Raw genomic sequence first — 22,879 nt, 5'->3', positions numbered from 1 at the left:
GGCGGGCGTACTCCTCGACGGTCGTACGGACGATCTCCCAGGGCGCATCGTCGTCCGTGATGTCGGCCACCAGTGGATGGATGTGGCGTGCCTTCGCGGTCTCAGCGAGCGTCTACGACCTGCGGCCCTTCCGCCACCGCGCGTGCGCCCGCGTCGGCGAACATGGCAAGGTCAACCGGCTTCGGTGGCTGCTGCGGCTAGGGTCGGCTCCATGACTTCCGACCTCTGGGCCGCGCTGCCCGCCGCCGTACGCGAGAACGTCGACGAACTCGTCGTCCAGGGGCGGTCGGTCCAGGCCGTCTTCGCCATCCGCTCCTCCGGGGTCGCGCCACGGCCGGGACTGCGTGCCTGCCAGGAGCTGATCGCCGAGCGGGGTGCCGCGCTCGCCGGGCGGATCGGGCCGCCGCCGCTGCGCGATCTGGAGACGCTGGCCGCCGAGGTCGCTGCGCTGCCGAGGCCGGTGGTTGCCATCCAGGCGGACTGGGACGGGGATACGCGGGGGCGGTTCGTGCGGCTGCTGGCGGTTACGGCGGTCACGGCGGTCACGGCGGGTCCGGGGGGCCAGGCTGGACCGGCGGACCCGCATGTTCTGGCGCACCTGCGGCCCGGCGATGACCTGCGCGACTTCGACGGGGAGGCGCCGCCGTGGCCCGAGCAGGGGGAGGCGGTGGCTGTGGGGCGGGCGCTTGCTGAGCGTTTCGGGGTGCCGTTCCGGTTCGACGGTTCGGGTGGGCCCGAGGTGCCTGAGCCGCCGGTCTCGCCCCTCTCGCCCGGCTCGCCCGTGCCGCCTGTTCTGCCAGGGTGACGTGGCGGCGCCGTGCAATTCGAAGCGATCACTTGGGCGCGGCTCGCCGACGCCCTCGCTGACCACCTTGACGGCCAGAAACCGGCGGAGGGCGGTGCCTGGCTCAGGGCAGGCGTCGACGGGGCCCCGGCCGCCCGCACAGGCGAGATCGCCGAGCGCGTCGCCGAAGCGCTGCGGCAGCGCGGCCGTACCGTCCTCGTCGTCAGTACGGAAGGATTCCTGCGCCCCGCTTCGCTGCGCTACGAGTTCGGCAAGCGCGACCCCGACTCGTACTTCGACGGCTGGTTCGACACCGGTGCTCTGCGGCGCGAGATCTTCGGGCCGCTGGAGCCGGACGGAACCGGGCGCGTCCTGCCCGACCTGTGGGACCCGGTCACCGACCGGGCGACGCGCAGCCCGTACGTACAACTCCCGCCCGGTGGTGTGCTGTTGCTGCACGGTCCGCTGCTGCTCGGGCACTGGTTTCCGTTCGACCTGACGGTGCATGTGCGGTTGTCAGCGGGGGCATTGGCTCGCAGGACCGGCGAGGGGGAGAGGTGGACGTTGCCTGCCTTTGCGCGCTACGAGGCGGAGGTGGGGCCGGGGGAGGCCGCCGATGTTGTTGTACGGGCGGACGATCCGCGGCATCCGGCCTGGACGGGGCTCCGCGGATAGGGGGGTGGATCTTCCAGATCTTCCAGCGCGTCCCGCGTTCGAGGACACTCCCCCTACGCCCTGCGGGCGTGGGGGACCCCCAGAAGGGCGAAGGGCCTCCGGCTCCCCGCGGTACCGGAGGCGGAGCCGGGGCCGGCCGTCACCGGAACGGTGGCCTCCCGCCCATCACCGTCACCGCATGCGCCCCCGCCCGGCACCCCGCCGCCGCAGCCTGCGCTACGTCAGCTCCGGCGAGACGTGCCGCGAGGAAGGCGCCCGTGAACGCGTCCCCCGCCCCCGTCGAGTCCACCGCCCTCGCCGAGGCGGGCGGAACCCGGGCCCGCAGGCTGCCCGACGCGGCGACCAGCGCTCCACCGGCGCCCAAAGTCGCTGCGACGAGCGGAAACTGGCGGCTCAACTTGGCCGCTGCGTCAGCCGTTTCGGGCAGCCCGGTCAACAGCCGGGCCTCATCGGCGTTGGGCAGCAATACGTCCACCCCCGCCAACACCTCCAGGAAACGCCCCACGCCCATCCCGGCGATGAACCCCGCGGACGCCGGATCCACGCTCACGGTCACCGACCGTTCCCGGGCCGCCCGCAGCGCGATCAGGGCCGTCTCCCGGCTCGTATCGGCGAAGAAGAGATACCCCGACAGGTGGAGATGAGCGACGCCGTCCAGCAGCGACGGAGACCAGTCCCCCGGCGAGAGGCACAGTGCGGCGCCGCTGCCGGTGAGGAACGTGCGCTCGGCGGCGGCGTCGACCAGCGAGATGACGGTGGTGGTCGGCACCTCGTCGTCGCGTACGACCTGAGCGTGCACGCGGGCACGCCGGAGCTGCTCCTCGTGCCAGTCGCCCGAGTCCGTGCCGACCCGCGCCAGGATGCGTACGTCTGCCAGCCCCTCGTACGCCGCCCAGCACGCCACATTGGCTCCCGCCCCGCCCGGCAGCGTCCTGACGTCCGCCGCCGTGTCGGTCCCCGGCGCGAGCGGTGCGCGATGCCGGGCCACGACATCGGTGACCACATCACCGACCACCAGCAGCGCCTCACGCGCACCCCCAGTCCCACCTCCATTCGTGCTTACGTCCCTACTGACCCCCGCACTCACACCTCCGCCCACGCGGCCGCGATCGGCGCCGCCAGTCGTACGTTCCCCCGCACCGCCGCCAAGTTGGCCTCCAAGGACGCTCCCTCGGTGCCCCGCGCCAAGTAGTCCAACAGGAACGGCGTCACGGCCTGTCCCACGATGCCGCGCTTCCCGCACTCCTCCAGTGCCTCCGCCAGCACCCGGTCGTGCAGCGCCGGGTCGAGCTGCTCGGACTCCGGTACGGGATTGGCGACGATCAGCGCCGCTTCCGGACCGCCGAGCGCGTCCTGCGCACGCATCACCGCCGCCACTTCGCCGGGCGTACGCACCGTCCAGTCGACCGGTTCGCCCGAGCTGCTCAGATAGAAACCGGGGAAATACTCCGTGCCGTACCCGAGGATGCCGACACCGAGGGTCTCCAGCCGCTGCAACGTCGCCGGTACGTCCAGGATCGACTTGACCCCCGCACACACCACCGTGATCCGGGTCCGCGCGAGCAGCCCCAGGTCTGCCGATTCGTCCTGCGTCTGTGTCCATTCCCGGTGTACGCCGCCGAGCCCACCCGTGGCGAAGACGCGCAGGCCGGCACGGGCGGCCAGGAACGCCGTCGCCGACACGGTCGTGGCGCCGCTCGCGCCCGCCGCCAGGGCCGGTGCGAGATCGCGGTGCCCCAGCTTGCGCACCGTGTCGTCGTTCGCGACCCTCTCCAACTGCGCCTTGTCCAGGCCGATATGGGCTCTGCCGTCCAGGACCGCGACGGTGGCGGGAACGGCCCCGCCCGTGCGTACCACCTCCTCAAGCTCCTCCGCGACGCGCAGGTTGCGCGGGCGCGGCAGACCGTGCGCGATGATCGTCGACTCCAGGGCGACAACGGGACTACGCCGCTCCAGCGCGTCCCGCACCTCCTCGGACAGCAGCAGCGTGGTGTCAGGCATGCCCAAATTCCTGGCGCATCGGACGGGTCCGCAAACGTGCACCGGCGCGTCCCTTGTCTCCGTCCGCCCTCGCACCTCAGCCTGTTCGGATGACGGAAACACATCTCGATCACGTTGTGCTGTGGGTGAGCGACCCCCTCGCCTCGGTGGAGTTCTACGAGCAGGCCGTCGGCCTGACCGGCGTGCGTTCGGCAGAGTTCGCGGAGGGCAAAGTGTCCTTCCCGTCCGTGCGGATCTCCGCCGGCTCCCTGCTCGACCTCGCTCCGCTCACCATGGCCGGGTCCATGAACGCCGTCCCCGGCGCCGAAGGAAGCGCCGGACACCCGGTCAACCATGTCTGCCTCGCCATGGACAAGCCGGCCTTCGACGCCCTGCGCAGCCGCCTGGAGGACCGGGGAGTCCCTGTCAGCCCGTACTCCCACAACCTCTTCGGAGCCCGCGGAGCCGCTCCCCGCTCCTTCTACTTCCGCGATCCCGACGGGAACATCATCGAGGCCCGCCACTATGAGGAATGAGCCGGACGACTGAGCCGGACGCGTGAGCTAGACCAGGCGCTTTATCTCGCCACGCACCCGGTAGAAGCCACCTTGCGATGTGTGCAGAGCGTCCACGACATAGCGGGCGCCCGCCTGCCGGATGGCACGCGGGAACTGGACGTTCCAGGACGGCTCGTAGCCTTCCGACACCACATGGACTCGCAGTCGGCCGCCCGCCTCCTGGATGCACTCGACGACCACACCAGCCCCAGGGGCAGGCACGGCGCTGACCGTGGCGACCGTTGCCGTCGGCACATAAGTGGGCAGCGCAGCGGCCTGCTTGATGTCCAGGGCGACCGGCACCGAGCCGGACTGGGCCGCCGAGATCGCCGTCTCGCTCGCGTCTATGCAGGCCAGTGAGCCGTCGGTGGTGACGATGTACAGCTTCTCGCCGCGGTACTGCATGGACAGGGCCGAGCCGCCGCCCGTGCCGAGCTTCCACAGCCGGGTGCCGTCCGCGTCGAAGCAGTACACCGACGAGGACGAGTCGCCCGCGAACACGTAGCGGCCTCCGGGGGAGGTGGCGCAGGAGTACACCGAGGCGTCGCACCGGTACGTCGCCTCGATACGGCCGGACCTCTTGTTCAGCCGCTCGACGACGCGCCTGCCGGTGCCCGCGTACACGGCGGTGTCCTCCTGCCAGCCGAACAGGACGTTCCCCGTCGTGGCGGTGTGCCACAACTCCCCGCTGCCGTCGGTCGCGTAGGCCGTCACACCACGCGTGTGACCGTGGTAGACCGCGTCCTCGTCCGCCCGCACCATCCAGGCACTGCCACCGGTCGAGCGGCGCGACCACTGGAACTCGTCCTCGTGGTCGATCACCGTCAGCCCGCCACTGCGGTCCGCGACATTCAGCACACCCTCGTGAATGTCCAGCCAGAAGATGTCGACGTCCTCCGCGATCTCGTACGCGGCGAACGGCAGCTTGGACGACAGGTCGTACACCCGGCCGTCGTCACAGCCCGCGTAGATCCAGAAGTCGTCCGCGACCAGGCACTTCACGCCGTCCGGCAGCTGATACCTGGCCAGCACCTCACCGTCGTGACCCAGCGTGTAGACATCTCCGCGCTGATTGCCCACCCAGCAGCGGTCCTCCTCGATATGGATGCCCAGAGCTGTCGCGCCCGTACGGAAACGCCAGAGCACCGGAGCCGTCGCGCGTGCCGTCGACGGAGCCGACGTCACCTGACGCCGTGTCACCGAGCGGGCCGCGCGCTGGCCCTGCACCGCCGTCGCGTACCCCTTGCGGACCTTCTCGCCGACCTTCTTCGCGGCCGCGGCCTTCGCCTTCTCGATGCTGGGGAAGGTCGATGTCTGCCGCTGTCCGTCCGCGCCGATCCGCCCGTACCGCACGGCAACTGTCGTACCGTCGACGGTCACCTCGTAGAACTTGTGCGCGCCGCCGTCCTCCTGGGACAGCTCCAGATACGTGGTCTCTCGCGACATGGCACACCCCTCCCCAAGGACCGGCCGAGGTGGCCGATCTCCACTGATCCCAAAGTAGAGGCCACCACTGACAACGGGCTTTCTCCCAGGCGACGGGCGGTACGCGCGGCCGCCGGGCTCCCGGCTAGGGTGACGCGCCATGACGACAACTGATCAAGCCCCCGCCTCCTTTGCCGTACGTATTCCGGACGCCGACCTGGAGCCGGAGCCGCTCGATCCGGAGCAGATCGTCTCCGGCGAACCGGTGGTGACGGGCAAGGTGCTGTGGGAGTCGCCCGACGGCAAGCAGCTGCGCGGAATCTGGCAGATCACGCCCGGCGTGGTCACCGACACCGAGGCCAACGAGCTCTTCGTGGTGGTCAGCGGACGCGCCACCGTCGAGGTGGACGGCGGCGACATCCTGGAGATCGGGCCCGGTGACGCGTGTGTGCTGCGCGAGGGGGACCGTACGACCTGGACCGTTCACGAGACGCTGCGCAAGGCCTACCACATCAGCCTTTAGCGGCAGACTCGGCAGACTCGGCAGACTCGGCAGACTCGGCAGACTCCGCAGGGCGGCGGGTGGCGAGCAGGGCGAGCGCGGCCATCGGCAGCAGCAGGCAGGCGCCGATCGCGTTGAGCCAGCCGTAGCTCGCCTGCGAGACGATCAGACCGGCTGCCGCACCGCCGATGCCCGCCGCGGTGTTCATGGTCAGGTCCGACAGACCCTGGACGGCGGCACGGGCGGGCTGCGGCACCGAGTCGGTGAGCAGAGCCGAGCCCGAGACGAGGCCCGCGGACCAGCCGAGTCCGAGGACGAAGAGGCCGGCGGCGGTCTGGGTATGGCTCGGGCCCGCCGTGCCGGCCAGCAGGGCCGCGAAGCACAGCAGGCCGGCCGCGAGGCCGATGACCGCAAGGCGGCCGACGCGGTCGGACAACCAGCCCATGACCGGCGAGAACGCGTACATGCCGGCGATGTGACCGCTGATGACCAGGCCGACCAGTTCGAGATCGGCGCCGTGGTGGCCCAGGTCGACCGGGGTCATCACCATGATCGAGACCATCACGGTGTGGCTGACGGCCACCGTCACAAGGGCGAGTCTGGCCCGTGACGAGGCGGCGACCGCCTCGATGCCGGCGCGCAGGGAGCGGCTCTGTGCCGACTGTGATTCCTGCGGAGCCAGGGCTCGGGCGGTGAGGAGCGGGTCGGGGCGCAACAGGACGGCGACCACGAGTCCGGTGACGAGGAAGATTCCGGCGGCCCACACGAACGGGCCCGCCATCACGGGTATGGAGGTCCCGGCGAAGCCGCGGCCCGCGGGGGCCGCGATGTTGGGGCCGAGGACCGCGCCGATCGTCGTGGCCCACACGACCGTCGAGATCGCGCGGGCCCGCCGGTCCGGCTCGGCCAGATCGGCGGCGGCGAAACGGGCCTGGAGGTTGGCCGAGGACGCCGCACCGAACCCCGCCATGCCGAGCAGCAACAGCGGGAAGTTCTCGATGACGGCGGCAAGAACCACAAGTCCCGCGCCCAGTGCCCCGATCAGATAGGCCAGGACAAGCCCCGGGCGGCGGCCGCGCGAGGTCATCAGGGCCGCCAGCGGGATCGACAGCAGGGCCGTACCAGCGACGGACGCGGTCGGGGCCAGCCCCGACAGTGCCTCGGTGCCGCTCACCTCGGTCGCCAGTACGGGGGCGAGGGCGATGCCGATGGGGACGCCGAGGCCGCCCAGGATCTGACTCACGACGAGCACGGCCGACGTACGCCGCTGGAGTGTCCGCTGCGCTTCCGGACCGGGCGGGGCCGCTGCCGGTCTTGCCTTGCTGCTTGCCTTGCCGGTTGCCTTGCCCGTTGCCTTGCCGGTCGTGGTCACAGTGCGTACGCCTTTCCGCCGTCGGTGGCGAGCGCCGCGGCGATCCGCCGGTTCGCCAGATGCCGTTCCCCGTCGGGGACGTGGGGGAGCAGGTCGTCCCAGATGGAGAGCACGGTGCCGCGCAGCTGCATCATTCCGGCCGGGCGGCCGAGCAGCCAGAAGTGCAAGTGGGCCCCGCCGTCACCCCACTTGTTGATGTGTACGCGCGCGATGCCGCCCAGCGACATGATCGCGCGCTCCACGCGCTGCAGCATCGGCCCGATTTCCGCAGCCCGCTCGGGAGGCAGATCGGACAGGTCGTAGTGGCCGCGTGGCTTGAGCTGCACAAGTGCGGGCAGCCCGGAGGGATCCGTCGCCGCGTCCACCCGCCAGTGCTCGTCCGCCCACAGCGCGTCTTCCAGCGGCTCGTCACACACGTCACAGCCCTCGGGGCCGTCCTCGCCGTTGCGCGGCGGCTCGGGCAGTACGGGTGCCTGGAGCGGCTTGACCCGCATCTCGCCCTCAAGCGGGAAGATGTCCCAGGTCACAAGTGAGTCGTCGGGTATCGGCAGGCTCTCGCCGATCGGCAGGCGGGCGACAAAGGCGTCGGATCCGGGCTGGGGCGCGGCAGGCGTGGTAGTCACCGCCGCAGTGTGCCAGTCCTTACGGGCGGGCGAAACTGAGAAAGCTCAGGTATGCCCGGCGGAGCTTGGCAGAGCCCGGCGGAGTCAGAACAGCGGCTGGGGCAGCACCCCTTCGAGCGCCAGCAGCGCCCTCTTGGTCTCCAGGCCGCCGCCGAATCCGCCGAGGCCGCCGTCGCTCTCCACCACCCGGTGGCAGGGCACCACCACGGGCAGCGGGTTCGACCCCATCGCCGCACCCACCGCCTGGGCGGCCCCCGGCTGACCCACCCGCCCCGCCAGATCGCCATACCCGACGACCGTGCCGTACGGAACGCCGGTTGCCAGCTCGCGCAGCACCTGCCGATTGAATCCGGACGTCAGCGACCAGTCCAGCGGCAGGTCGAAGTCGCGCAGCTCGCCCTCGAAGTACGCCGCCAACCGCCGTATGGGCTCGGCCAGCCGGACGGATCCCGGCGCTTCGGTCACCTCGGCGCCGAGACGCGCCCGCAGTTGCTCCAGCGCCCTCTCCCGTACCGCTGGACCGGCATGGAAGACCACGCTCACCAGGCCCTCACGGGTGGCGGCGAGCAGCAGCGGCCCGATACCGGCGCCGCCGCTGCCGATGACGGCCCAGTCCACGAACTGCCCATCGCTGTCCATGCGCACCACCGTACGACCGGGCACTGACAGCCGGGCGCGGATGGCTACCGGCCGACCGCGTCCCGTACGACATCGGGGTTGTTCGTGATGATCCCGTCGACGCCGAAGTCATTCACGCGCACCGCGGCAGCCGTGGTGTTCACGGTCCACGTGTTGACCTTGAGCTGCTTGCCGTGCGCGCCCTTCAGCTGGTGAACCGCGGCGACGTAGTCGGCCGTGAGGGACGTGTGCGTGGGGTTGATCTGGTCGGTGAACGCCGCGTATTTCGGCAGGTCCGCGACAGCAGGCGTCCCCAGGAAGCCGGTCGTGATGTCGGGCCGCTGCACGTGGACGGCCTTCACGCTGTCCGCGCCGAAGCTCTGGATGACAAGCTTGTGCTTGACGTGATGACGGTTCAGCCAGCCCTCCCGGCCGAGCACGCGCAGGGTGTCCTTCTCGATGCCCGGGTAGAGCTCGGGCTTCTTGATCTCCAGGAGGAGCTTCTGGTGGTTGCGCTCGACCCTGTTCACGTACTGCTTCAGCGTCGGCACGCGCGCGCCTGCGAAATCGGATCCGAACCAGCTGCCCGCGTCGAGTGTGGCGATCTCCGCCGCGGTGAAGTCCTTGATCTTCCACGGTGACCGGCCGGGGAAGAGCTGCTCGACGTTCGTGGTCCGCGCGAGGCTGTCGTCGTGGACGACCACCAGCTCGCCGTCCTTGGTCCGCTGGACGTCGTTCTCCACCCATGCGAAGCCCATCCGGGCGGCCAGGTCGATCGCTGCCAGGGTGTTCTCCGGCGCGTACGCGGAGGCTCCTCGGTGGGCGATGACGGCGGGCCCGTCTTTGGCCCAGGCCGGTGTCGCGGGAGCGGCGGCCTGGGTGGCGGAGCCGGGCAGCAGCAGTGCGGTGACGCCCAGGAGCGCGGCGGCCGTGGCCGAGACGGTGCGTGCGTACACAGGGACTCCTCGCATTGAGTGATCAAAGACGCTCCGAGAGTGACAGTGATCGGCCAACTTTCGACAGGCGAAGGATGGCCACGAAATGAACGAAACCGCCCGCGTGGCGTCACGTGTCAGTCTCCGAGTCGATAATTTGCCGAGAAAGCGTGTGCGGATCACCCGGTTCGGCCTACTCTCGCCCCGAACCAGGGCTTCCGTACCACCAGTCGGGCTCGGACACCCAGCGGGCAAGGTCGAAGGGCATACAGCGCATGCAGGGCACTGTGGACGGATTCAGTTACGGGCTCGTCACCCCCGTCGCGGCGTACCTCATGGCGTGCCTCGGAGGCGCCCTCGGACTCCGCTGCACCGCGAGGTCCCTCATGGGCGGGCGCACCCGGAAGACCGCCTGGCTCGCACTCGGCGCGACAGCCATAGGCTCGGGCATCTGGACCATGCACTTCATCGCGATGATGGGCTTCGCGGTCGAAGAGACCCCGGTCAGCTACGACACGACCCTGACGTTCGCCAGCCTGGGCGTCGCCATCGTGATGGTCGGGATCGGCGTCTTCATCGTCGGATACCACGGGGTCACCCCGATGGCCCTGGTCACCGGCGGCACGATCACCGGCCTGGGCGTCGCTTCCATGCACTACCTCGGCATGGCCGGAATGCGACTGCGCGGGCAGCTTCTGTACGACACCCCCACCGTGGCACTCTCCGTGGTGATCGCAGTGGTCGCGGCCACTGCCGCACTATGGGCTGCCGTGTCGATACGCGGCTTCCTGCCGAGCCTGGGCGCCAGCCTGGTCATGGGCCTCGCGGTCAGCGGCATGCACTACACGGGCATGGCGGCGCTCAGCGTCCACCTGCACGGGTCCACGGGCCCTACCGGCGGGCAGCCGTCCACCATGCTCCTCGCCCCGATGCTGGTCGGCCCGGTGGTCTTCCTGGTGCTCGCCGGCGTCGTGGTGATGTTCGACCCGCTGCTGGTCGCGGGCCGCCCCGACTGGCAGCGCCCCGCCGAAGCCGGCGTCCCGCGGCCGGCCCGCGAAACCTCGCAGCGCCGCTGACCCGCCGCTGACCGTCGCTGATCCGCCGTGATCGCCACGTGAGTGTCAGTGCCTGGTCGTACGGTGGATGCATGCGGCCCGTTTCCAAGATCGAACGTACGGTGGCGCCCTTCGAGGTCGTCAGTTCCTACCAGCCCAGCGGTGACCAGCCGGCGGCCATCGCCGAGCTGGAGCGGCGCATTCGCGCAGGTGAGAAGGATGTCGTCCTGCTCGGTGCGACCGGGACCGGCAAGTCGGCGACCACCGCCTGGATGATCGAGAAGCTCCAGCGCCCCACGCTCGTCATGGCGCCGAACAAGACCCTCGCAGCCCAGCTGGCGAACGAGTTCCGCGAGCTCCTGCCCAACAACGCCGTCGAGTACTTCGTCTCGTACTACGACTACTACCAGCCAGAGGCGTACGTCCCGCAGTCGGACACGTACATCGAAAAGGACTCCTCGATCAACGAGGAGGTCGAGCGGCTGCGCCACTCCGCGACGAACTCGCTGCTCACCCGCCGCGATGTCATCGTGGTCGCCTCCGTCTCCTGCATCTACGGCCTCGGTACGCCGCAGGAGTACGTCGACCGCATGGTGTCGCTCAAGGTCGGTGAGGAGATCGACCGGGACCAGCTGCTGCGCCGCTTCGTCGACATCCAGTACACCCGCAACGACGTGGCCTTCGCGCGCGGCACCTTCCGGGTCCGCGGTGACACCATCGAGATCTTTCCGGTCTACGAGGAACTGGCCGTCCGCATCGAAATGTTCGGCGACGAGATCGAGGCACTCTCCACGCTCCACCCGCTCACCGGCGAGATCATCAGCGAGGACGAGCAGCTGTACGTCTTCCCGGCCAGCCACTACGTCGCCGGGCCCGAGCGCATGGAGAAGGCCGTCCGGGGCATCGAGAAGGAGCTGGAGGAGCGGCTCGCCGAGCTGGAGAAGCAGGGCAAGATGCTGGAGGCCCAGCGCCTGCGCATGCGCACCACGTACGACCTGGAGATGATGCGCCAGATCGGCAGCTGCTCCGGCATCGAGAACTACTCGATGCACATGGACGACCGCGAGCCCGGCACCGCGCCGCACACCCTCATCGACTACTTCCCCGAGGACTTCCTGCTCGTCATCGACGAGTCGCACGTAACCGTGCCCCAGATCGGCGCCATGTACGAGGGTGACGCGTCCCGCAAGCGCACCCTGGTCGAGCATGGCTTCCGGCTGCCGTCCGCGATGGACAACCGCCCGCTGAAGTGGGAGGAGTTCCAGCAGCGCGTCGGCCAGGCGGTCTATCTCTCCGCGACCCCCGGGACGTACGAACTCTCCCGCTCCGACGGCTTCGTCGAACAGATCATCCGCCCCACCGGCCTCATCGACCCCGAAGTCGTCATCAAGTCCACCGAGGGCCAGATCGACGACCTGGTGCACGAGATCAGGAAGCGCACCGAGAAGGACGAGCGGGTCCTGGTCACCACGCTCACCAAGAAGATGGCCGAGGACCTCACCGAGTACTTCCTCGAACTGGGCATCCAGGTCCGCTATCTGCACAGTGACGTCGACACGCTGCGCCGCGTCGAGCTGCTGCGCGAACTGCGCGCCGGTGAGTACGACGTCCTGGTCGGCATCAACCTGCTGCGCGAAGGCCTCGACCTGCCCGAGGTGTCGCTGGTGGCGATCCTCGACGCCGACAAGGAAGGCTTCCTGCGCTCCGGCACCTCCCTGATCCAGACCATCGGCCGCGCGGCGCGCAATGTCTCCGGCCAGGTCCACATGTACGCCGACAAGGTCACGGCGGCGATGGAGAAGGCCATCGAGGAGACCAACAGGCGCCGGGAGAAGCAGATCGCGTACAACACCAAGCACGGGATCGACCCGCAGCCGCTGCGCAAGAAGATCAACGACATCGTCGCCACGATCGCCCGCGAGCAGGTCGACACCGAGCAGCTCCTGGGCTCCGGCTACCGGCAGTCGAAGGACGGCAAGGGCGCCAAGGCCCCGGTGCCGGTGCTCGGCGCCAAGGCGGTCAAGGGAGGCAAGGCGGGCAAGAAGGGCGAGACGCTCACCGACCGCCCCGCCGCCGAACTGGCCGTGCTCATTGAGGAGATGACCGAGCGGATGCGGGGCGCGGCCGCGGAGCTGCAGTTCGAGGTGGCAGCGAGACTGCGTGACGAGGTCGGCGAGCTCAAGAAGGAGCTGCGGCAGATGAGGGAGGCGGGGCAGGCCTGACGGGCCGGCACCTGGTGTGTTTCAGGACCGACACAAATTACCCCTGGGCTGTGGCAGTCCCGGCACGACTGCGTAGGGTGCTGGGCAGCCGCACACACGGGCGGCGGTTGTGTTTGTGGAGAGGGGACAGCGCGTGACGGTCAACATGACCAAGGGTCAGGCCATCAGCCTGCAGAAGAGCGACGGGGGAACCCTGACCGCTGTGCGCATGGGGCTGGGCTGGCAGGCGGCGCCTCGTCGCGGTCTGTTCGGCTCGCGCACACGAGAAGTAGACCTCGACGCGTCGGCGGTGCTTTTCGCGGACAAGCAGCCGGTCGACGTCGTCTTCTTCCGCCACCTCGTCAGCGACGACGGCTCGGTCAAGCACACCGGCGACAACCTGGTCGGCGGAGCCGGTCAGGGCGGCGACGACGAGTCGATCCTCGTCGACCTCCAGCGCGTGCCGGTCCACATCGACCAGATCGTCTTCACGGTGAACTCCTTCACCGGCCAGACGTTCCAGGAAGTGCAGAACGCGTTCTGCCGCATCGTCGACGAGACCAACGGCCAGGAAATGGCCCGCTACACGCTCGACGGCGGCGGCCAGTACACCGCCCAGATCATGGCCAAGGTGCACAGGTCCGGTACCGGCTGGCAGATGACAGCCCTTGGAAACCCGGCCAACGGCCGCACCTTCCAGGACCTGATGCCGTCGATCCTGCCGCACCTCTAGGCAGGACATTCAGTACGCGCAGCTCCCGGAGGCATGGTGCCGCCGGGAGCTGCATCACTTGATTCGACTTTCGACTCGACACTTGATTCGACACGGGGGAGACACACGATGACGGCCGAGCTGGTCCGGGGGCAGAACCACCCGCTGCCCCAGGCCCGTTTGGAGATCAGGGTGTCGGCCGGCAAGCCGATCGTGGCCGGTGCCACGCTCGGCGACGAGCAGGGCACCGTACGCGGCACGGAGTGGGTCGCCCACCCCGGCTCGCCGAACCTCCCCGGGCTCGAAGTGTCCAAGCAGGCCGCCGCCGATCACCGGCTCGCCGTGGATCTCGGGGCCCTGCCCGACTCCGTGCACCGGGTGAGCGTCCTGCTTGCCCTCCCCGTGGGCGTAGGCGGCCCGGCCCGTTTCGGCGCTCTCGCCGCCCCCTTCGTCTCCGTCACCGGACTCGACGGCTCCGAGGTCGCCAGCTACACCGTTACCGGGCTCGATCGCGAGTCCGCGGTCGTCGCACTGGAGCTCTACCGCCGCCAGGGCATCTGGAAGGTGCGCGCCGTCGGCCAGGGTTACGCGGGCGGGCTCGCCGAGATGCTCGGCGACCAGGGCCTCCCGCAGGCACACGAGCTCGCGGCCGCCATCCAGGACGCCGTCAGCAGCGGCATGGCCCGCTCCGTCGCGGCGCCACCGCCCCGTACCCCGGACGACGAGCGGACGCGGCGTACGGCATCCAGGACGACCGGCGCCCAGGACCGGACGGCCGGCGGATCCACCGGGCGGGACGCCCAGTCCGCCACCACCCATTCGTCTTCGCCCGTGTCAGGAGCGCCGAACACCCCGGAACCTCCGAACGCCCCCGAAGACACCGCTCCGCAGGCCTCCGTGGGCCCCATCGACTACGCCCACCCGCGCCGCCAAACGACTGCACCCCCGCCGCCGCCCCCCACCGCGTCACCCGCCCCGCCGGGGCAGGCCCCGCAGCCTGTCGCGGGCGACGCGACCGGCTGGTCCATGGAAGAGCGCCTGTACAACCAGGTGTGGGGCATGTTCGAGGACCTGGCCCGCACCACCGCGGCGTACCGCAGCGCGGTGGACTTCGCCGAATCCCGCCTGGAGCAGGAGCTCGACAAGGTCCTCTCCGACCCGCGCAGCCGGATCGGCACCGCGGGCGACACCGCCCGCGAGGCGGCCCGCGCCAAGCACGACCAGCTCGTCGACCAGGCCCGCACGGTCCTGGAGCGGGACCTGGCCCAGCTCGTCGCCGAGGCCGAGGTCGTCGAGCCCGCCCTGCCGCCGGCCTTCGCCGCCTGGAGCAACCCGGCATGGCACGGCTACCGGGTCCCCATGGAGATTCCGATGGCGCTGCGCGTCGGCGATCTGCATCTGCCCGAGAGCCCCGACCTGCGCATCCCCATGCTGGTGAGGCTGCCGCTGGAGCGCGGACTGTGGATCGACAGCGGCCGGTCCGGATCCGAGGCCGCCCTGATGATGGAGTCCGACCAGCTGCGCAGCGCCGCCATGGACACCGCCGTCGCGCACGCCGCGCGCCTTCTGGCGGCCTACCCGGCGGGCGAGTTCACGGTCCACGTCATCGACCCGGCGGGCTCGGGCGCGCTCGCGCTGGCCCCGCTGACCGAGTCCGGGGTGCTGGCTGCGCCGCCCGCGGCCGGCGTGCAGGGCGTGACCGCCGTGCTGGCCAAACTGACGGAGCGGGTGGACCTCGTCCAGATGGCCGTCCGGGGCGGCGCCGCAGACGCGCTTCCGCCCGACCTGGACACGGCCGAGCAGCTCCTGATCGTCAACGACTTCCCGCACGGCTTCGACGACCGCGCGGTCACCCAGCTGCGCTACCTGGCGGACGAGGGCCCGTCCGTGGGCGTGCATCTCATGATGGTCGCCGACCGCGAGGACGCGAGCGCTTACGGACCGGTCCTCGACCCACTGTGGCGCGCGCTCCTCCGTGTGACCCCGGTGCCCGACGACCACCTGGCCGACCCATGGGTCGGCCACGCGTGGACGTACGAGCCGCAACTGCCGCCGACGGGCAGCCAGGTGGTGCGTCAGGTGCTCGCACAGGTGGCTGCGGCGAGGCGCTCACTGGGACGCTGACCTGCGCTCTTGGGAGTGCTTTACCATTTCCTTTACCTTTTCTTGGCCATTCCTGTACCCTACGTGGAGCGGAGGGGAGTACTCCCGACTGCGACGTACCCGTCAATACGGACCGCCATCGGTCCCGGGGCGTCGGCCCAGGGGCGCTGATGGCGCTCGGGTGGAAGAGACCTCCGGCAGCGACGACGCTGAACGAGTTGCCGTAGCTATCTGCCGGAGGCGCAGTGGACGTTTCTTTGACCCTTTGGGTGCTGACCATTCTTGGTCTGGCCGCCCTGATCGCTGTCGACTTCCTCATCGGGCGCAAGCCCCATGACGTGTCGATCAAGGAAGCCGGAACGTGGACGGTCGTGTGGATCGTCCTGGCCGCGCTCTTCGGGCTCGGTCTGCTGATATTCGGCACCGCCCAGGCATCCGGCGAGTTCTTCGCGGGCTTCATCACCGAGAAATCGCTCAGCGTCGACAACCTCTTCGTCTTCGTGCTGATCATGGCGAAGTTCTCGGTGCCGTCCCACCTCCAGCAGCGAGTCCTGCTCGTCGGCGTGCTGATTGCCCTGGTCCTGCGGGCGATATTCATCGCGGCAGGCGCGGCGGTCATCGCCAACTTCTCGTGGATCTTCTACATCTTCGGTGCATTCCTGATCTACACCGCCTGGAAGCTCATCCAGGAGGCCCGTGCCGAGGAGGAGGAAGAGGCGTTCGAGGAGAACCGCCTCCTCAAGTCGATCGAGAACCGCTTCGGCGTCGCCGACAAGTACTACGACACCAAGCTCTTCATCCAGCGGAACGGCAAGCGCGTCCTGACGCCCCTCATGGTCGTCATGCTCGCCATCGGCACTACCGATGTGCTCTTCGCGCTGGACTCGATCCCCGCGATCTTCGGCCTGACGCAGGACCCGTACATCGTGTTCACCGCCAACGCCTTTGCCCTCATGGGGCTGCGTCAGCTGTACTTCCTCATTGGCGGACTGCTCAAGAAGCTGGTCCACCTGAGTTACGGCCTGTCGGTCATCCTGGGCTTCATCGGCGTGAAGCTGGTGCTCCACGCGCTGCACGAGTCCGGGGTGCACGTCCCCGAGATCTCCATCCCCTTCTCGCTGGCAGTCATCTGCGGCGTGCTGATCGTCACCACGATCACCAGCCTCATCGCCAACAAGAAGACGGAACAGCGCGAGGCGGCCGAGGCAGCCGACGCGGCGGAGGCGGCTGACAAGACCGCCGACAAGGAGAGCGTCGAGTCCTGACCGCACTTCCGGCACCGGCCGGCGCGAGCGGAGCGATTCCGCCCGCGCCGGCCGGTGTTCTGCTTGTACAGCCGCAGCTTGTACGGTCCCGCAGCCTCAGACCGTCGCCGCCTCCGGCGTCGCCGCAGGCACCGGCCTCGTCTCCGGCAGCAGCGCGAAACACCCCAGGCTGAGCAGCGCGATCGCGGTCAGATACGCCGCGACACCCCACGGCGGCCCTTCGCCCTGCGCCACCGCCGTCGCGACGAGCGGGGTCAGCGCCCCGCCCAGCACCCCCGCCAAGTTGTAGCCGACGGCCGCGCCCGTGCAGCGCACTCTCGGCTCGTACAGCTCCGGCAGATACGCGGCCACCACCGCGAACATGGTGATGAACGAAAGCATTGCTCCCAGGAAGCCGAGGAACATCAGCAGCGGCTCGGCGGTCTGCAGCAGCGCGATCATCGGGAACATCCACAGCGCGGTCGCCGCGCAGCCCAGCAGGCACAGCGGCCTGCGCCCGTATCGGTCACCGAGCATCGCGGCGAACGGAGTTGCCGCGCCCTTGATCGCCACGGCCGCCATGATGCAGGTGAGCATCACCGTACGGCTGACATCGAGCCGCTCTGTCGCGTACGCGAGGGACCACGTCGTCACGGCGTAGAAGACGGCGTAACCGATCGCGAGGGCACCGGCGGTGAGCAGGACCAGCCGCCAGTGCCCCCGTACGACCTCGGCGAGCGGCACACTCGCGCGCTCGCCCGTGGCGGCGAGCTCCTTGAACTGCGGTGTCTCGGCCAGGGACGTACGCAGCAGCAGTCCGCCGGCCGCCAGCAGGCCCGCCGCCCAGAACGGCACCCGCCACCCCCACGCCGCGAACTGCGCGTCGGTCAGACCGGCCGAGAGGGCGAGCATCACGCCGTTGGCGAGCAGGAAGCCGACGGCGGGGCCGACCTGCGGGAAACTGGCCCACAGTGCGCGCCGGTCGGCAGGGGCGTGCTCTGCGGTCAACAGCACGGCGCCGCCCCACTCGCCACCGAGCCCCAGACCCTGGAGAAAGCGCAGCACCAGCAGGAGTACGGGCGCTGCCACCCCGATCGATCCGTACGTCGGTACGCAGCCGACCGCGACGGTCGCGATTCCCGTGAGCAACAGTGAGGCGAAAAGGACAGGACGGCGACCGTAACGGTCACCGATGTGCCCGAAGATGGCAGATCCGAGCGGCCGCGAAATGAAACCGACCCCGAAGGTGCCGAAGGCCGCGAGCGTCCCCGCGAGTGGTGAAAACGTCGGGAAGAAGAGCGGCCCGAGGACGAGCGCGGCGGCCGTCCCGTAGACGAAGAAGTCGTAGAACTCGATTGCCGTTCCGGCGAGCGAGGCGGTGGCGAGGCGGGCCATGGAGGGAGGTGGTTGATCACGCATGCCGCCACAACTACCCGCCCCTACCGGCGGTTACGGGGCGTACGGAAGCAGTCGGAGCGGCCGGCCGGGGCGCACGTCACCCGACAGGGGGACCCGGCCTACCAGCCGCGTTCGCGCCACTCCGGCAGGTGCGGGCGCTCGTTGCCGAGGGTGGTGTCGTGACCGTGCCCCGGGTAGATCCAGGTCTCGTCGGGCAGCCGGCCGAAGAGCTTCTTCTCGACGTCGTCGATCAGGCTCGCGAAGGCCTTCGGGTCCTTCCATGTGTTGCCCACCCCGCCCGGGAAGAGGCAGTCCCCCGTGAAGGCGTGCGGGGGTCCGTGCGGGTCGTCGTAGACGAGGGCGATGGAGCCGGGAGTGTGGCCGACCAGGTGCACCGCGGAGAGGGTGACGTGCCCGACCTGGAGGGTGTCGCCGTCCTCCAGCAGGACATCGGTCGGGACGGGGATCCCCGCGGCGTCGTACTTGCCCGCGTACGTACGGGCCCCTGTCGCCTCGACGACCTCGGCAAGAGCCTGCCAGTGGTCGCCGTGGCGATGGGTGGTGACGACGGACCTGATGCCGTCGGCGCCGATCAGCCGGAGCAGGGTCTGCGGCTCGGCGGCCGCGTCGATCAGGAGCTGCTCGCCGGTGTCCCGGCAGCGCAGCAGGTACGCGTTGTTGTCCATGGACCCGACCGCGACCTTGGAGATCATCAGGTCCGTGAGCTCGTGCACCGCCGCAGGACCGCCGACCTTCACCGCTCCGCTGTACGTCATGGGTTCAGCCTATAGCGGCGGCAGTACGGGAAGCGGGGCTCCGGCGGTTTCGAGACCGGCGCCGTCGCGGCGACCGGCGAGCCACCCCAGCAGGTCGGGAGCGGAGCCGGCGACCGTCACGGGGTCGCCCTCCGCGCGGCCCGTGCGCCACTGCTGTCCGTCGGTGGCGGTCAGCAGCGTCGCGGGCACGTCGGGGTTTCCGGCGAAACGGTCGGCGAGGAACGCGATCTCGCGCCCCGTGAAGTCCTCCGGCAGGTCTTCCAGTTCGTAGCCGATGCCCAGGTCGACATGGTGCAGCTCGACCTCGACCAGGCGGCGGAAGGGGATGCGGGACGCCGAATCCGTGACGCCGTTGCGCAGGGCGACCGTACGGTTCCAGTCGGCGGGGGCGGCGGCCGTCTCCTGGAAGCGCGCCGCGCTGTCGCGTACGTCGTCCAGCTGTACGGCGAGCGGGCGGGGGGCGTCGCGCTCGATGTCGGCGTCGCGGACTTCGGCGCTCGCGTACATGGGCAGGCCGCTCAGGACGTTCACGAGAGCGTCCGCGTTACGGGCGAGGTGGGCCAGCACATGACCGCGGGTCCAGCCGGGGAGCAGTGACGGTTGCGCCACAGCGGCGTTGTCCAGTTTGCCCGTCGCAGCAAGGAGCCGGTCGGTTGCTTCGCGTACAGAGGCCAGGTCGCGCACGTGATCGTTCATGGCGCCGACGATAGTCCGGCCACTCGATCGGGTGAAGCCGTTTGCTGATGGCCGTAAATCGAATGCACGTGCTATACGCTCGTCAGAGGCATCCAGGAATCCATACAAGATCGGTGTGGTTACCCCCGTAGTCTGAAGAACCGGGGGCTCTGTCCACTCTGCCTCTCTACAAGAAAGGTGCGGACCGGCGTGGCCGACCGTCTTATCGTTCGTGGCGCTCGCGAGCACAATCTCAAGAACGTCTCGCTCGACCTCCCGCGTGACTCCCTCATCGTCTTCACCGGGCTGTCGGGGTCGGGCAAGTCCTCCCTCGCGTTCGACACGATCTTCGCCGAGGGGCAGCGCCGGTACGTCGAGTCGCTCTCCTCCTACGCCCGGCAGTTCCTGGGCCAGATGGACAAGCCCGATGTGGACTTCATCGAGGGCCTGTCGCCCGCGGTGTCCATCGACCAGAAGTCGACTTCGCGCAACCCCCGGTCCACGGTCGGCACCATCACCGAGGTCTACGACTACCTCCGGCTGCTGTTCGCCCGTATCGGCAAGCCGCACTGTCCCGAGTGCGGCCGGCCCATCGCGCGCCAGTCGCCGCAGGCCATCGTCGACAAGGTGCTCGAGCTGCCCGAGGGCAGCCGTTTCCAGGTCCTGTCGCCGCTCGTGCGTGAGCGCAAGGGCGAGTTCGTCGACCTCTTCGCCGATCTCCAGACCAAGGGCTACAGCCGTGCACGGGTGGACGGCGAGACCATCCAGCTGAGCGAGCCGCCCAAGCTCAAGAAGCAGGAGAAGCACACCATCGAGGTGGTCATCGACCGCCTGACGGTGAAGGACAGCGCCAAGCGCAGGCTCACCGACTCGGTGGAGACCGCCCTCGGGCTGGCCGGCGGCATGGTCATCCTCGACTTCGTCGACCTCCCCGCCGACGACCCCGAGCGTGAGCGGATGTACTCCGAGCACCTCTACTGCACGTACGACGACCTGTCGTTCGAGGAGCTTGAGCCCCGGTCCTTCTCCTTCAACTCGCCCTTCGGCGCCTGCCCGGACTGCACGGGCATCGGCACGCGCATGGAGGTCGACCCGGACCTGATCGTCCCCGACGAGGAGAAATCCCTCGACGAGGGCGCGATCAACCCGTGGTCCCACGGGCACACCAAGGACTACTTCGCACGCCTGGTCGGCGCCCTCGCCGACGCCCTCGGCTTCCGTACGGACATCCCGTGGGCCGGGCTGCCGCAGCGCGCGAAGAAGGCCCTGCTGCACGGCCACAAGACCCAGATCGAGGTCCGCTACCGGAACAGGTACGGGCGCGAGCGGGCGTACACCACGTCCTTCGAGGGCGCCGTGCCGTTCGTCAAGCGCCGGCACTCCGAGGCCGAGAGCGACTCCAGCCGGGAGCGCTTCGAGGGGTACATGCGCGAGGTGCACTGCCCGACCTGCAACGGCACGCGGCTGAAGCCTCTCGTCCTCGCGGTCACGGTCATGGAGAAGTCCATTGCCGAGGTCGCCGCGATGTCGATCAGCGAGTGCGCCGAGTTCCTGGGCCGCCTGACGCTGAACGCCCGTGACAAGAAGATCGCCGAGCGCGTGCTCAAGGAGGTCAACGAGCGGCTGAGGTTCCTCGTCGACGTCGGCCTCGACTATCTGTCGCTCAACCGCGCGGCGGGCACCCTGTCCGGCGGCGAGGCGCAGCGCATCCGGCTCGCCACCCAGATCGGCTCCGGCCTCGTCGGCGTGCTGTACGTCCTGGACGAGCCGTCCATCGGTCTGCACCAGCGCGACAACCACCGCCTCATCGAGACGCTGGTCCGGCTGCGCGACATGGGCAACACCCTGATCGTCGTCGAGCACGACGAGGACACCATCAAGGTGGCCGACTGGGTCGTCGACATCGGCCCGGGCGCGGGCGAACACGGCGGCAGGGTCGTGCACAGCGGCTCCCTCAAGGAGCTGCTGGACAACGACGAGTCGATCACCGGTCAGTACCTGGTCGGCAAGCGGGCCATCGCCATGCCGGACATCCGCCGGCCGATAGACCCCACGCGGCAGCTGACCGTCCACGGCGCCCGCGAGAACAACCTGCAGGACATCGACGTGTCGTTCCCGCTCGGCGTCCTGACGGCCGTCACCGGCGTCTCCGGTTCCGGAAAGTCGACGCTGGTCAACGACATCCTCTACACCCACCTGGCGCGGGAACTGAACGGCGCCCGCACGGTGCCGGGGCGGCACACGCGGGTGGACGGCGACGACCTCGTCGACAAGGTGGTCCATGTCGACCAGTCGCCGATCGGACGTACGCCCCGGTCGAACCCGGCGACGTACACCGGCGTCTTCGACAACGTGCGGAAGCTGTTCGCGGAGACGATGGAGGCGAAGGTTCGCGGCTATCTGCCGGGACGCTTCTCCTTCAACGTCAAGGGCGGCCGTTGCGAGAACTGCTCCGGCGACGGCACGATCAAGATCGAGATGAACTTCCTGCCGGACGTGTACGTTCCGTGCGAGGTCTGCCACGGGGCGCGTTACAACCGGGAGACCCTGGAGGTCCACTACAAGGGCAAGTCCATCGCCGAGGTGCTGGACATGCCGATCGAGGAGGCCTTGGACTTCTTCGAGGCCGTACCGACGATCGCCCGTCATCTGAGGACGCTCACCGAGGTGGGCCTCGGTTACGTCCGGCTCGGTCAGTCCGCGCCGACGCTCTCGGGCGGCGAGGCGCAGCGCGTGAAGCTCGCCTCGGAGCTCCAGAAGCGGTCCACGGGGCGCACGGTGTACGTCCTGGACGAGCCCACCACGGGTCTGCACTTCGAGGACATCTCGAAGCTCATCTCGGTCCTGTCCGGACTGGTCGACAAGGGCAACTCGGTGATCGTCATCGAGCACAACCTGGACGTCATCAAGACGGCGGACTGGGTCGTGGACATGGGCCCGGAGGGGGGCAACGGCGGCGGTCTCGTCATCGCCGAGGGCACGCCCGAGCAGGTGGCGGGCGTACCGGCCAGCCATACGGGCAAGTTCCTCCGGGACATCCTGGGCGACCGGGTGAGCGACGCGACGCCGGTGAAGAAGGCGGCGGCGGTGGCGAAGAAGGTCGCGGTCAAGAAGGCGGTGGCGGCGAAGTCGGCGTCCTCGCGGAAGACGGCGAAGGCGCCGGTCAAGAAGGCGCCGGCGAAGGCGGCCCGCTCCCGCTGAGCCTGACCCCGGTACGTAGTTTGCTGCGGCCCCTCACCCGACC

The 22,879-nt window shown here is 69.5% G+C and carries 20 protein-coding genes; 10 read left to right on the top strand and 10 right to left on the bottom strand.

From position 1 onward, the window contains the following. The first annotated feature begins 211 nt into the window (after nt 1-211). Both PXH83_RS04970 and PXH83_RS04965 read left to right on the top strand, forming a co-directional pair. Nucleotides 212-805: a hypothetical protein gene (locus PXH83_RS04970; protein ID WP_274557101.1), complete on the top strand. Its 594-nt coding sequence runs from the start codon at nt 212-214 to the stop codon at nt 803-805. A 12-nt stretch (nt 806-817) separates the two neighbouring features. Beyond that, entirely contained in the window at nt 818-1,459 is a 642-nt protein-coding gene (locus tag PXH83_RS04965; protein ID WP_274557099.1) for a nucleoside/nucleotide kinase family protein, read from the top strand. A 139-nt stretch (nt 1,460-1,598) separates the two neighbouring features. Here PXH83_RS04965 and PXH83_RS04960 read toward each other — a convergent pair whose 3' ends face one another. Next, nucleotides 1,599-2,474 carry a carbohydrate kinase family protein gene (locus PXH83_RS04960; RefSeq protein WP_420803116.1) on the bottom strand — a complete coding sequence of 292 codons (876 nt, stop codon included), beginning with the start codon at nt 2,472-2,474 and terminating at the stop codon, nt 1,599-1,601. 68 nt (nt 2,475-2,542) lie between these two features. Then, the gene (locus PXH83_RS04955; RefSeq protein WP_274557097.1) at nt 2,543-3,460 is read right to left on the bottom strand and encodes a pseudouridine-5'-phosphate glycosidase; all 918 of its coding nucleotides are present in this window, start codon (nt 3,458-3,460) and stop codon (nt 2,543-2,545) included. A gap of 89 nt (nt 3,461-3,549) precedes the next feature. Here PXH83_RS04955 and PXH83_RS04950 point away from each other — a divergent pair, with 89 nt between their 5' ends. Then, the gene (locus PXH83_RS04950) at nt 3,550-3,975 is read left to right on the top strand and encodes a VOC family protein (protein ID WP_274557095.1); all 426 of its coding nucleotides are present in this window, start codon (nt 3,550-3,552) and stop codon (nt 3,973-3,975) included. Nucleotides 3,976-4,002: 27 nt separating this feature from the next. Here PXH83_RS04950 and PXH83_RS04945 read toward each other — a convergent pair whose 3' ends face one another. Further along, nucleotides 4,003-5,442 carry a WGR domain-containing protein gene (locus PXH83_RS04945; protein ID WP_274557092.1) on the bottom strand — a complete coding sequence of 480 codons (1,440 nt, stop codon included), beginning with the start codon at nt 5,440-5,442 and terminating at the stop codon, nt 4,003-4,005. A 139-nt stretch (nt 5,443-5,581) separates the two neighbouring features. On the opposite strand from PXH83_RS04945, the gene PXH83_RS04940 reads away from it, so the two are divergent. After that, complete coding sequence (locus PXH83_RS04940; protein WP_274557090.1) at nt 5,582-5,944, top strand: cupin domain-containing protein; 363 nt, start codon at nt 5,582-5,584, stop codon at nt 5,942-5,944. Here PXH83_RS04940 and PXH83_RS04935 read toward each other — a convergent pair. The 4 genes from PXH83_RS04935 to PXH83_RS04920 form a co-directional block, all read right to left on the bottom strand. Then, the gene (locus tag PXH83_RS04935; protein ID WP_274562673.1) at nt 5,934-7,175 is read right to left on the bottom strand and encodes an MFS transporter; all 1,242 of its coding nucleotides are present in this window, start codon (nt 7,173-7,175) and stop codon (nt 5,934-5,936) included. The two genes, PXH83_RS04940 and PXH83_RS04935, sit on opposite strands and share 11 nt — an antisense overlap. Nucleotides 7,176-7,291: 116 nt before the next feature. Continuing rightward, a complete protein-coding gene (locus PXH83_RS04930) occupies nt 7,292-7,918 on the bottom strand; it encodes an HIT family protein (protein WP_274557088.1) in 627 nt (208 codons plus the stop codon). 84 nt (nt 7,919-8,002) lie between these two features. Continuing rightward, nucleotides 8,003-8,557 carry a methylated-DNA--[protein]-cysteine S-methyltransferase gene (locus tag PXH83_RS04925; RefSeq protein WP_274557086.1) on the bottom strand — a complete coding sequence of 185 codons (555 nt, stop codon included), beginning with the start codon at nt 8,555-8,557 and terminating at the stop codon, nt 8,003-8,005. Nucleotides 8,558-8,601: 44 nt separating this feature from the next. Beyond that, the gene (locus PXH83_RS04920; protein WP_420803115.1) at nt 8,602-9,507 is read right to left on the bottom strand and encodes a glycerophosphodiester phosphodiesterase; all 906 of its coding nucleotides are present in this window, start codon (nt 9,505-9,507) and stop codon (nt 8,602-8,604) included. A 239-nt stretch (nt 9,508-9,746) separates the two neighbouring features. Here PXH83_RS04920 and PXH83_RS04915 point away from each other — a divergent pair, with 239 nt between their 5' ends. The 5 genes from PXH83_RS04915 to PXH83_RS04895 all read left to right on the top strand — a co-directional run bounded on the left by PXH83_RS04915 (nt 9,747) and on the right by PXH83_RS04895 (nt 16,807). Beyond that, nucleotides 9,747-10,547 carry an MHYT domain-containing protein gene (locus tag PXH83_RS04915; RefSeq protein ID WP_274557082.1) on the top strand — a complete coding sequence of 267 codons (801 nt, stop codon included), beginning with the start codon at nt 9,747-9,749 and terminating at the stop codon, nt 10,545-10,547. Nucleotides 10,548-10,618: 71 nt separating this feature from the next. Beyond that, nucleotides 10,619-12,748 (top strand): excinuclease ABC subunit UvrB, encoded by a 2,130-nt coding sequence (gene uvrB, locus PXH83_RS04910; protein WP_274557079.1) that lies wholly within the window; start codon nt 10,619-10,621, stop codon nt 12,746-12,748. Between the two features lie 133 nt (nt 12,749-12,881). Beyond that, nucleotides 12,882-13,460, top strand: coding sequence for a TerD family protein (locus PXH83_RS04905; protein ID WP_214914515.1), 579 nt, complete (start codon nt 12,882-12,884; stop codon nt 13,458-13,460). A gap of 108 nt (nt 13,461-13,568) precedes the next feature. Next, nucleotides 13,569-15,563 carry a TerD family protein gene (locus PXH83_RS04900; RefSeq protein ID WP_274557074.1) on the top strand — a complete coding sequence of 665 codons (1,995 nt, stop codon included), beginning with the start codon at nt 13,569-13,571 and terminating at the stop codon, nt 15,561-15,563. Nucleotides 15,564-15,787: 224 nt separating this feature from the next. Continuing rightward, a complete protein-coding gene (locus PXH83_RS04895) occupies nt 15,788-16,807 on the top strand; it encodes a TerC/Alx family metal homeostasis membrane protein (protein WP_274557071.1) in 1,020 nt (339 codons plus the stop codon). Nucleotides 16,808-16,903: 96 nt separating this feature from the next. Here the strand turns inward: PXH83_RS04895 and PXH83_RS04890 are convergent, their stop codons facing one another. The 3 genes from PXH83_RS04890 to PXH83_RS04880 form a co-directional block, all read right to left on the bottom strand. Continuing rightward, nucleotides 16,904-18,181 carry an MFS transporter gene (locus tag PXH83_RS04890; protein ID WP_274562672.1) on the bottom strand — a complete coding sequence of 426 codons (1,278 nt, stop codon included), beginning with the start codon at nt 18,179-18,181 and terminating at the stop codon, nt 16,904-16,906. Between the two features lie 122 nt (nt 18,182-18,303). Beyond that, a complete protein-coding gene (locus tag PXH83_RS04885; RefSeq protein WP_274557069.1) occupies nt 18,304-18,960 on the bottom strand; it encodes an MBL fold metallo-hydrolase in 657 nt (218 codons plus the stop codon). A gap of 9 nt (nt 18,961-18,969) precedes the next feature. Further along, nucleotides 18,970-19,656 carry a maleylpyruvate isomerase family mycothiol-dependent enzyme gene (locus tag PXH83_RS04880; RefSeq protein WP_274557067.1) on the bottom strand — a complete coding sequence of 229 codons (687 nt, stop codon included), beginning with the start codon at nt 19,654-19,656 and terminating at the stop codon, nt 18,970-18,972. A 189-nt stretch (nt 19,657-19,845) separates the two neighbouring features. Here PXH83_RS04880 and uvrA point away from each other — a divergent pair, with 189 nt between their 5' ends. Then, the gene (gene uvrA, locus PXH83_RS04875) at nt 19,846-22,836 is read left to right on the top strand and encodes an excinuclease ABC subunit UvrA (protein WP_274557065.1); all 2,991 of its coding nucleotides are present in this window, start codon (nt 19,846-19,848) and stop codon (nt 22,834-22,836) included. The last annotated feature ends 43 nt before the right edge of the window (nt 22,837-22,879 follow it).

It is taken from the genome of Streptomyces spiramyceticus (assembly GCF_028807635.1).
Lineage (GTDB): Bacteria > Actinomycetota > Actinomycetes > Streptomycetales > Streptomycetaceae > Streptomyces > Streptomyces spiramyceticus.
Note: the sequence above shows the minus strand (reverse complement) of the source record. Positions and strands in the feature narration are given on the sequence as shown.

Coding starts and splice junctions, on each gene's coding strand:
- PXH83_RS04970 (WP_274557101.1), top strand. CDS start 212: ATGACTTCCGACCTCTGGGCCGCGCTGCCCGCCGCCGTACGCGAGAAC.
- PXH83_RS04955 (WP_274557097.1), bottom strand. CDS start 3,460: ATGCCTGACACCACGCTGCTGCTGTCCGAGGAGGTGCGGGACGCGCTG.
- PXH83_RS04950 (WP_274557095.1), top strand. CDS start 3,550: ATGACGGAAACACATCTCGATCACGTTGTGCTGTGGGTGAGCGACCCC.
- PXH83_RS04945 (WP_274557092.1), bottom strand. CDS start 5,442: ATGTCGCGAGAGACCACGTATCTGGAGCTGTCCCAGGAGGACGGCGGC.
- PXH83_RS04940 (WP_274557090.1), top strand. CDS start 5,582: ATGACGACAACTGATCAAGCCCCCGCCTCCTTTGCCGTACGTATTCCG.
- PXH83_RS04925 (WP_274557086.1), bottom strand. CDS start 8,557: ATGGACAGCGATGGGCAGTTCGTGGACTGGGCCGTCATCGGCAGCGGC.
- PXH83_RS04920 (WP_420803115.1), bottom strand. CDS start 9,507: ATGCGAGGAGTCCCTGTGTACGCACGCACCGTCTCGGCCACGGCCGCC.
- PXH83_RS04915 (WP_274557082.1), top strand. CDS start 9,747: ATGCAGGGCACTGTGGACGGATTCAGTTACGGGCTCGTCACCCCCGTC.
- uvrB (WP_274557079.1), top strand. CDS start 10,619: ATGCGGCCCGTTTCCAAGATCGAACGTACGGTGGCGCCCTTCGAGGTC.
- PXH83_RS04900 (WP_274557074.1), top strand. CDS start 13,569: ATGACGGCCGAGCTGGTCCGGGGGCAGAACCACCCGCTGCCCCAGGCC.
- PXH83_RS04890 (WP_274562672.1), bottom strand. CDS start 18,181: ATGGCCCGCCTCGCCACCGCCTCGCTCGCCGGAACGGCAATCGAGTTC.
- PXH83_RS04885 (WP_274557069.1), bottom strand. CDS start 18,960: ATGACGTACAGCGGAGCGGTGAAGGTCGGCGGTCCTGCGGCGGTGCAC.
- PXH83_RS04880 (WP_274557067.1), bottom strand. CDS start 19,656: ATGAACGATCACGTGCGCGACCTGGCCTCTGTACGCGAAGCAACCGAC.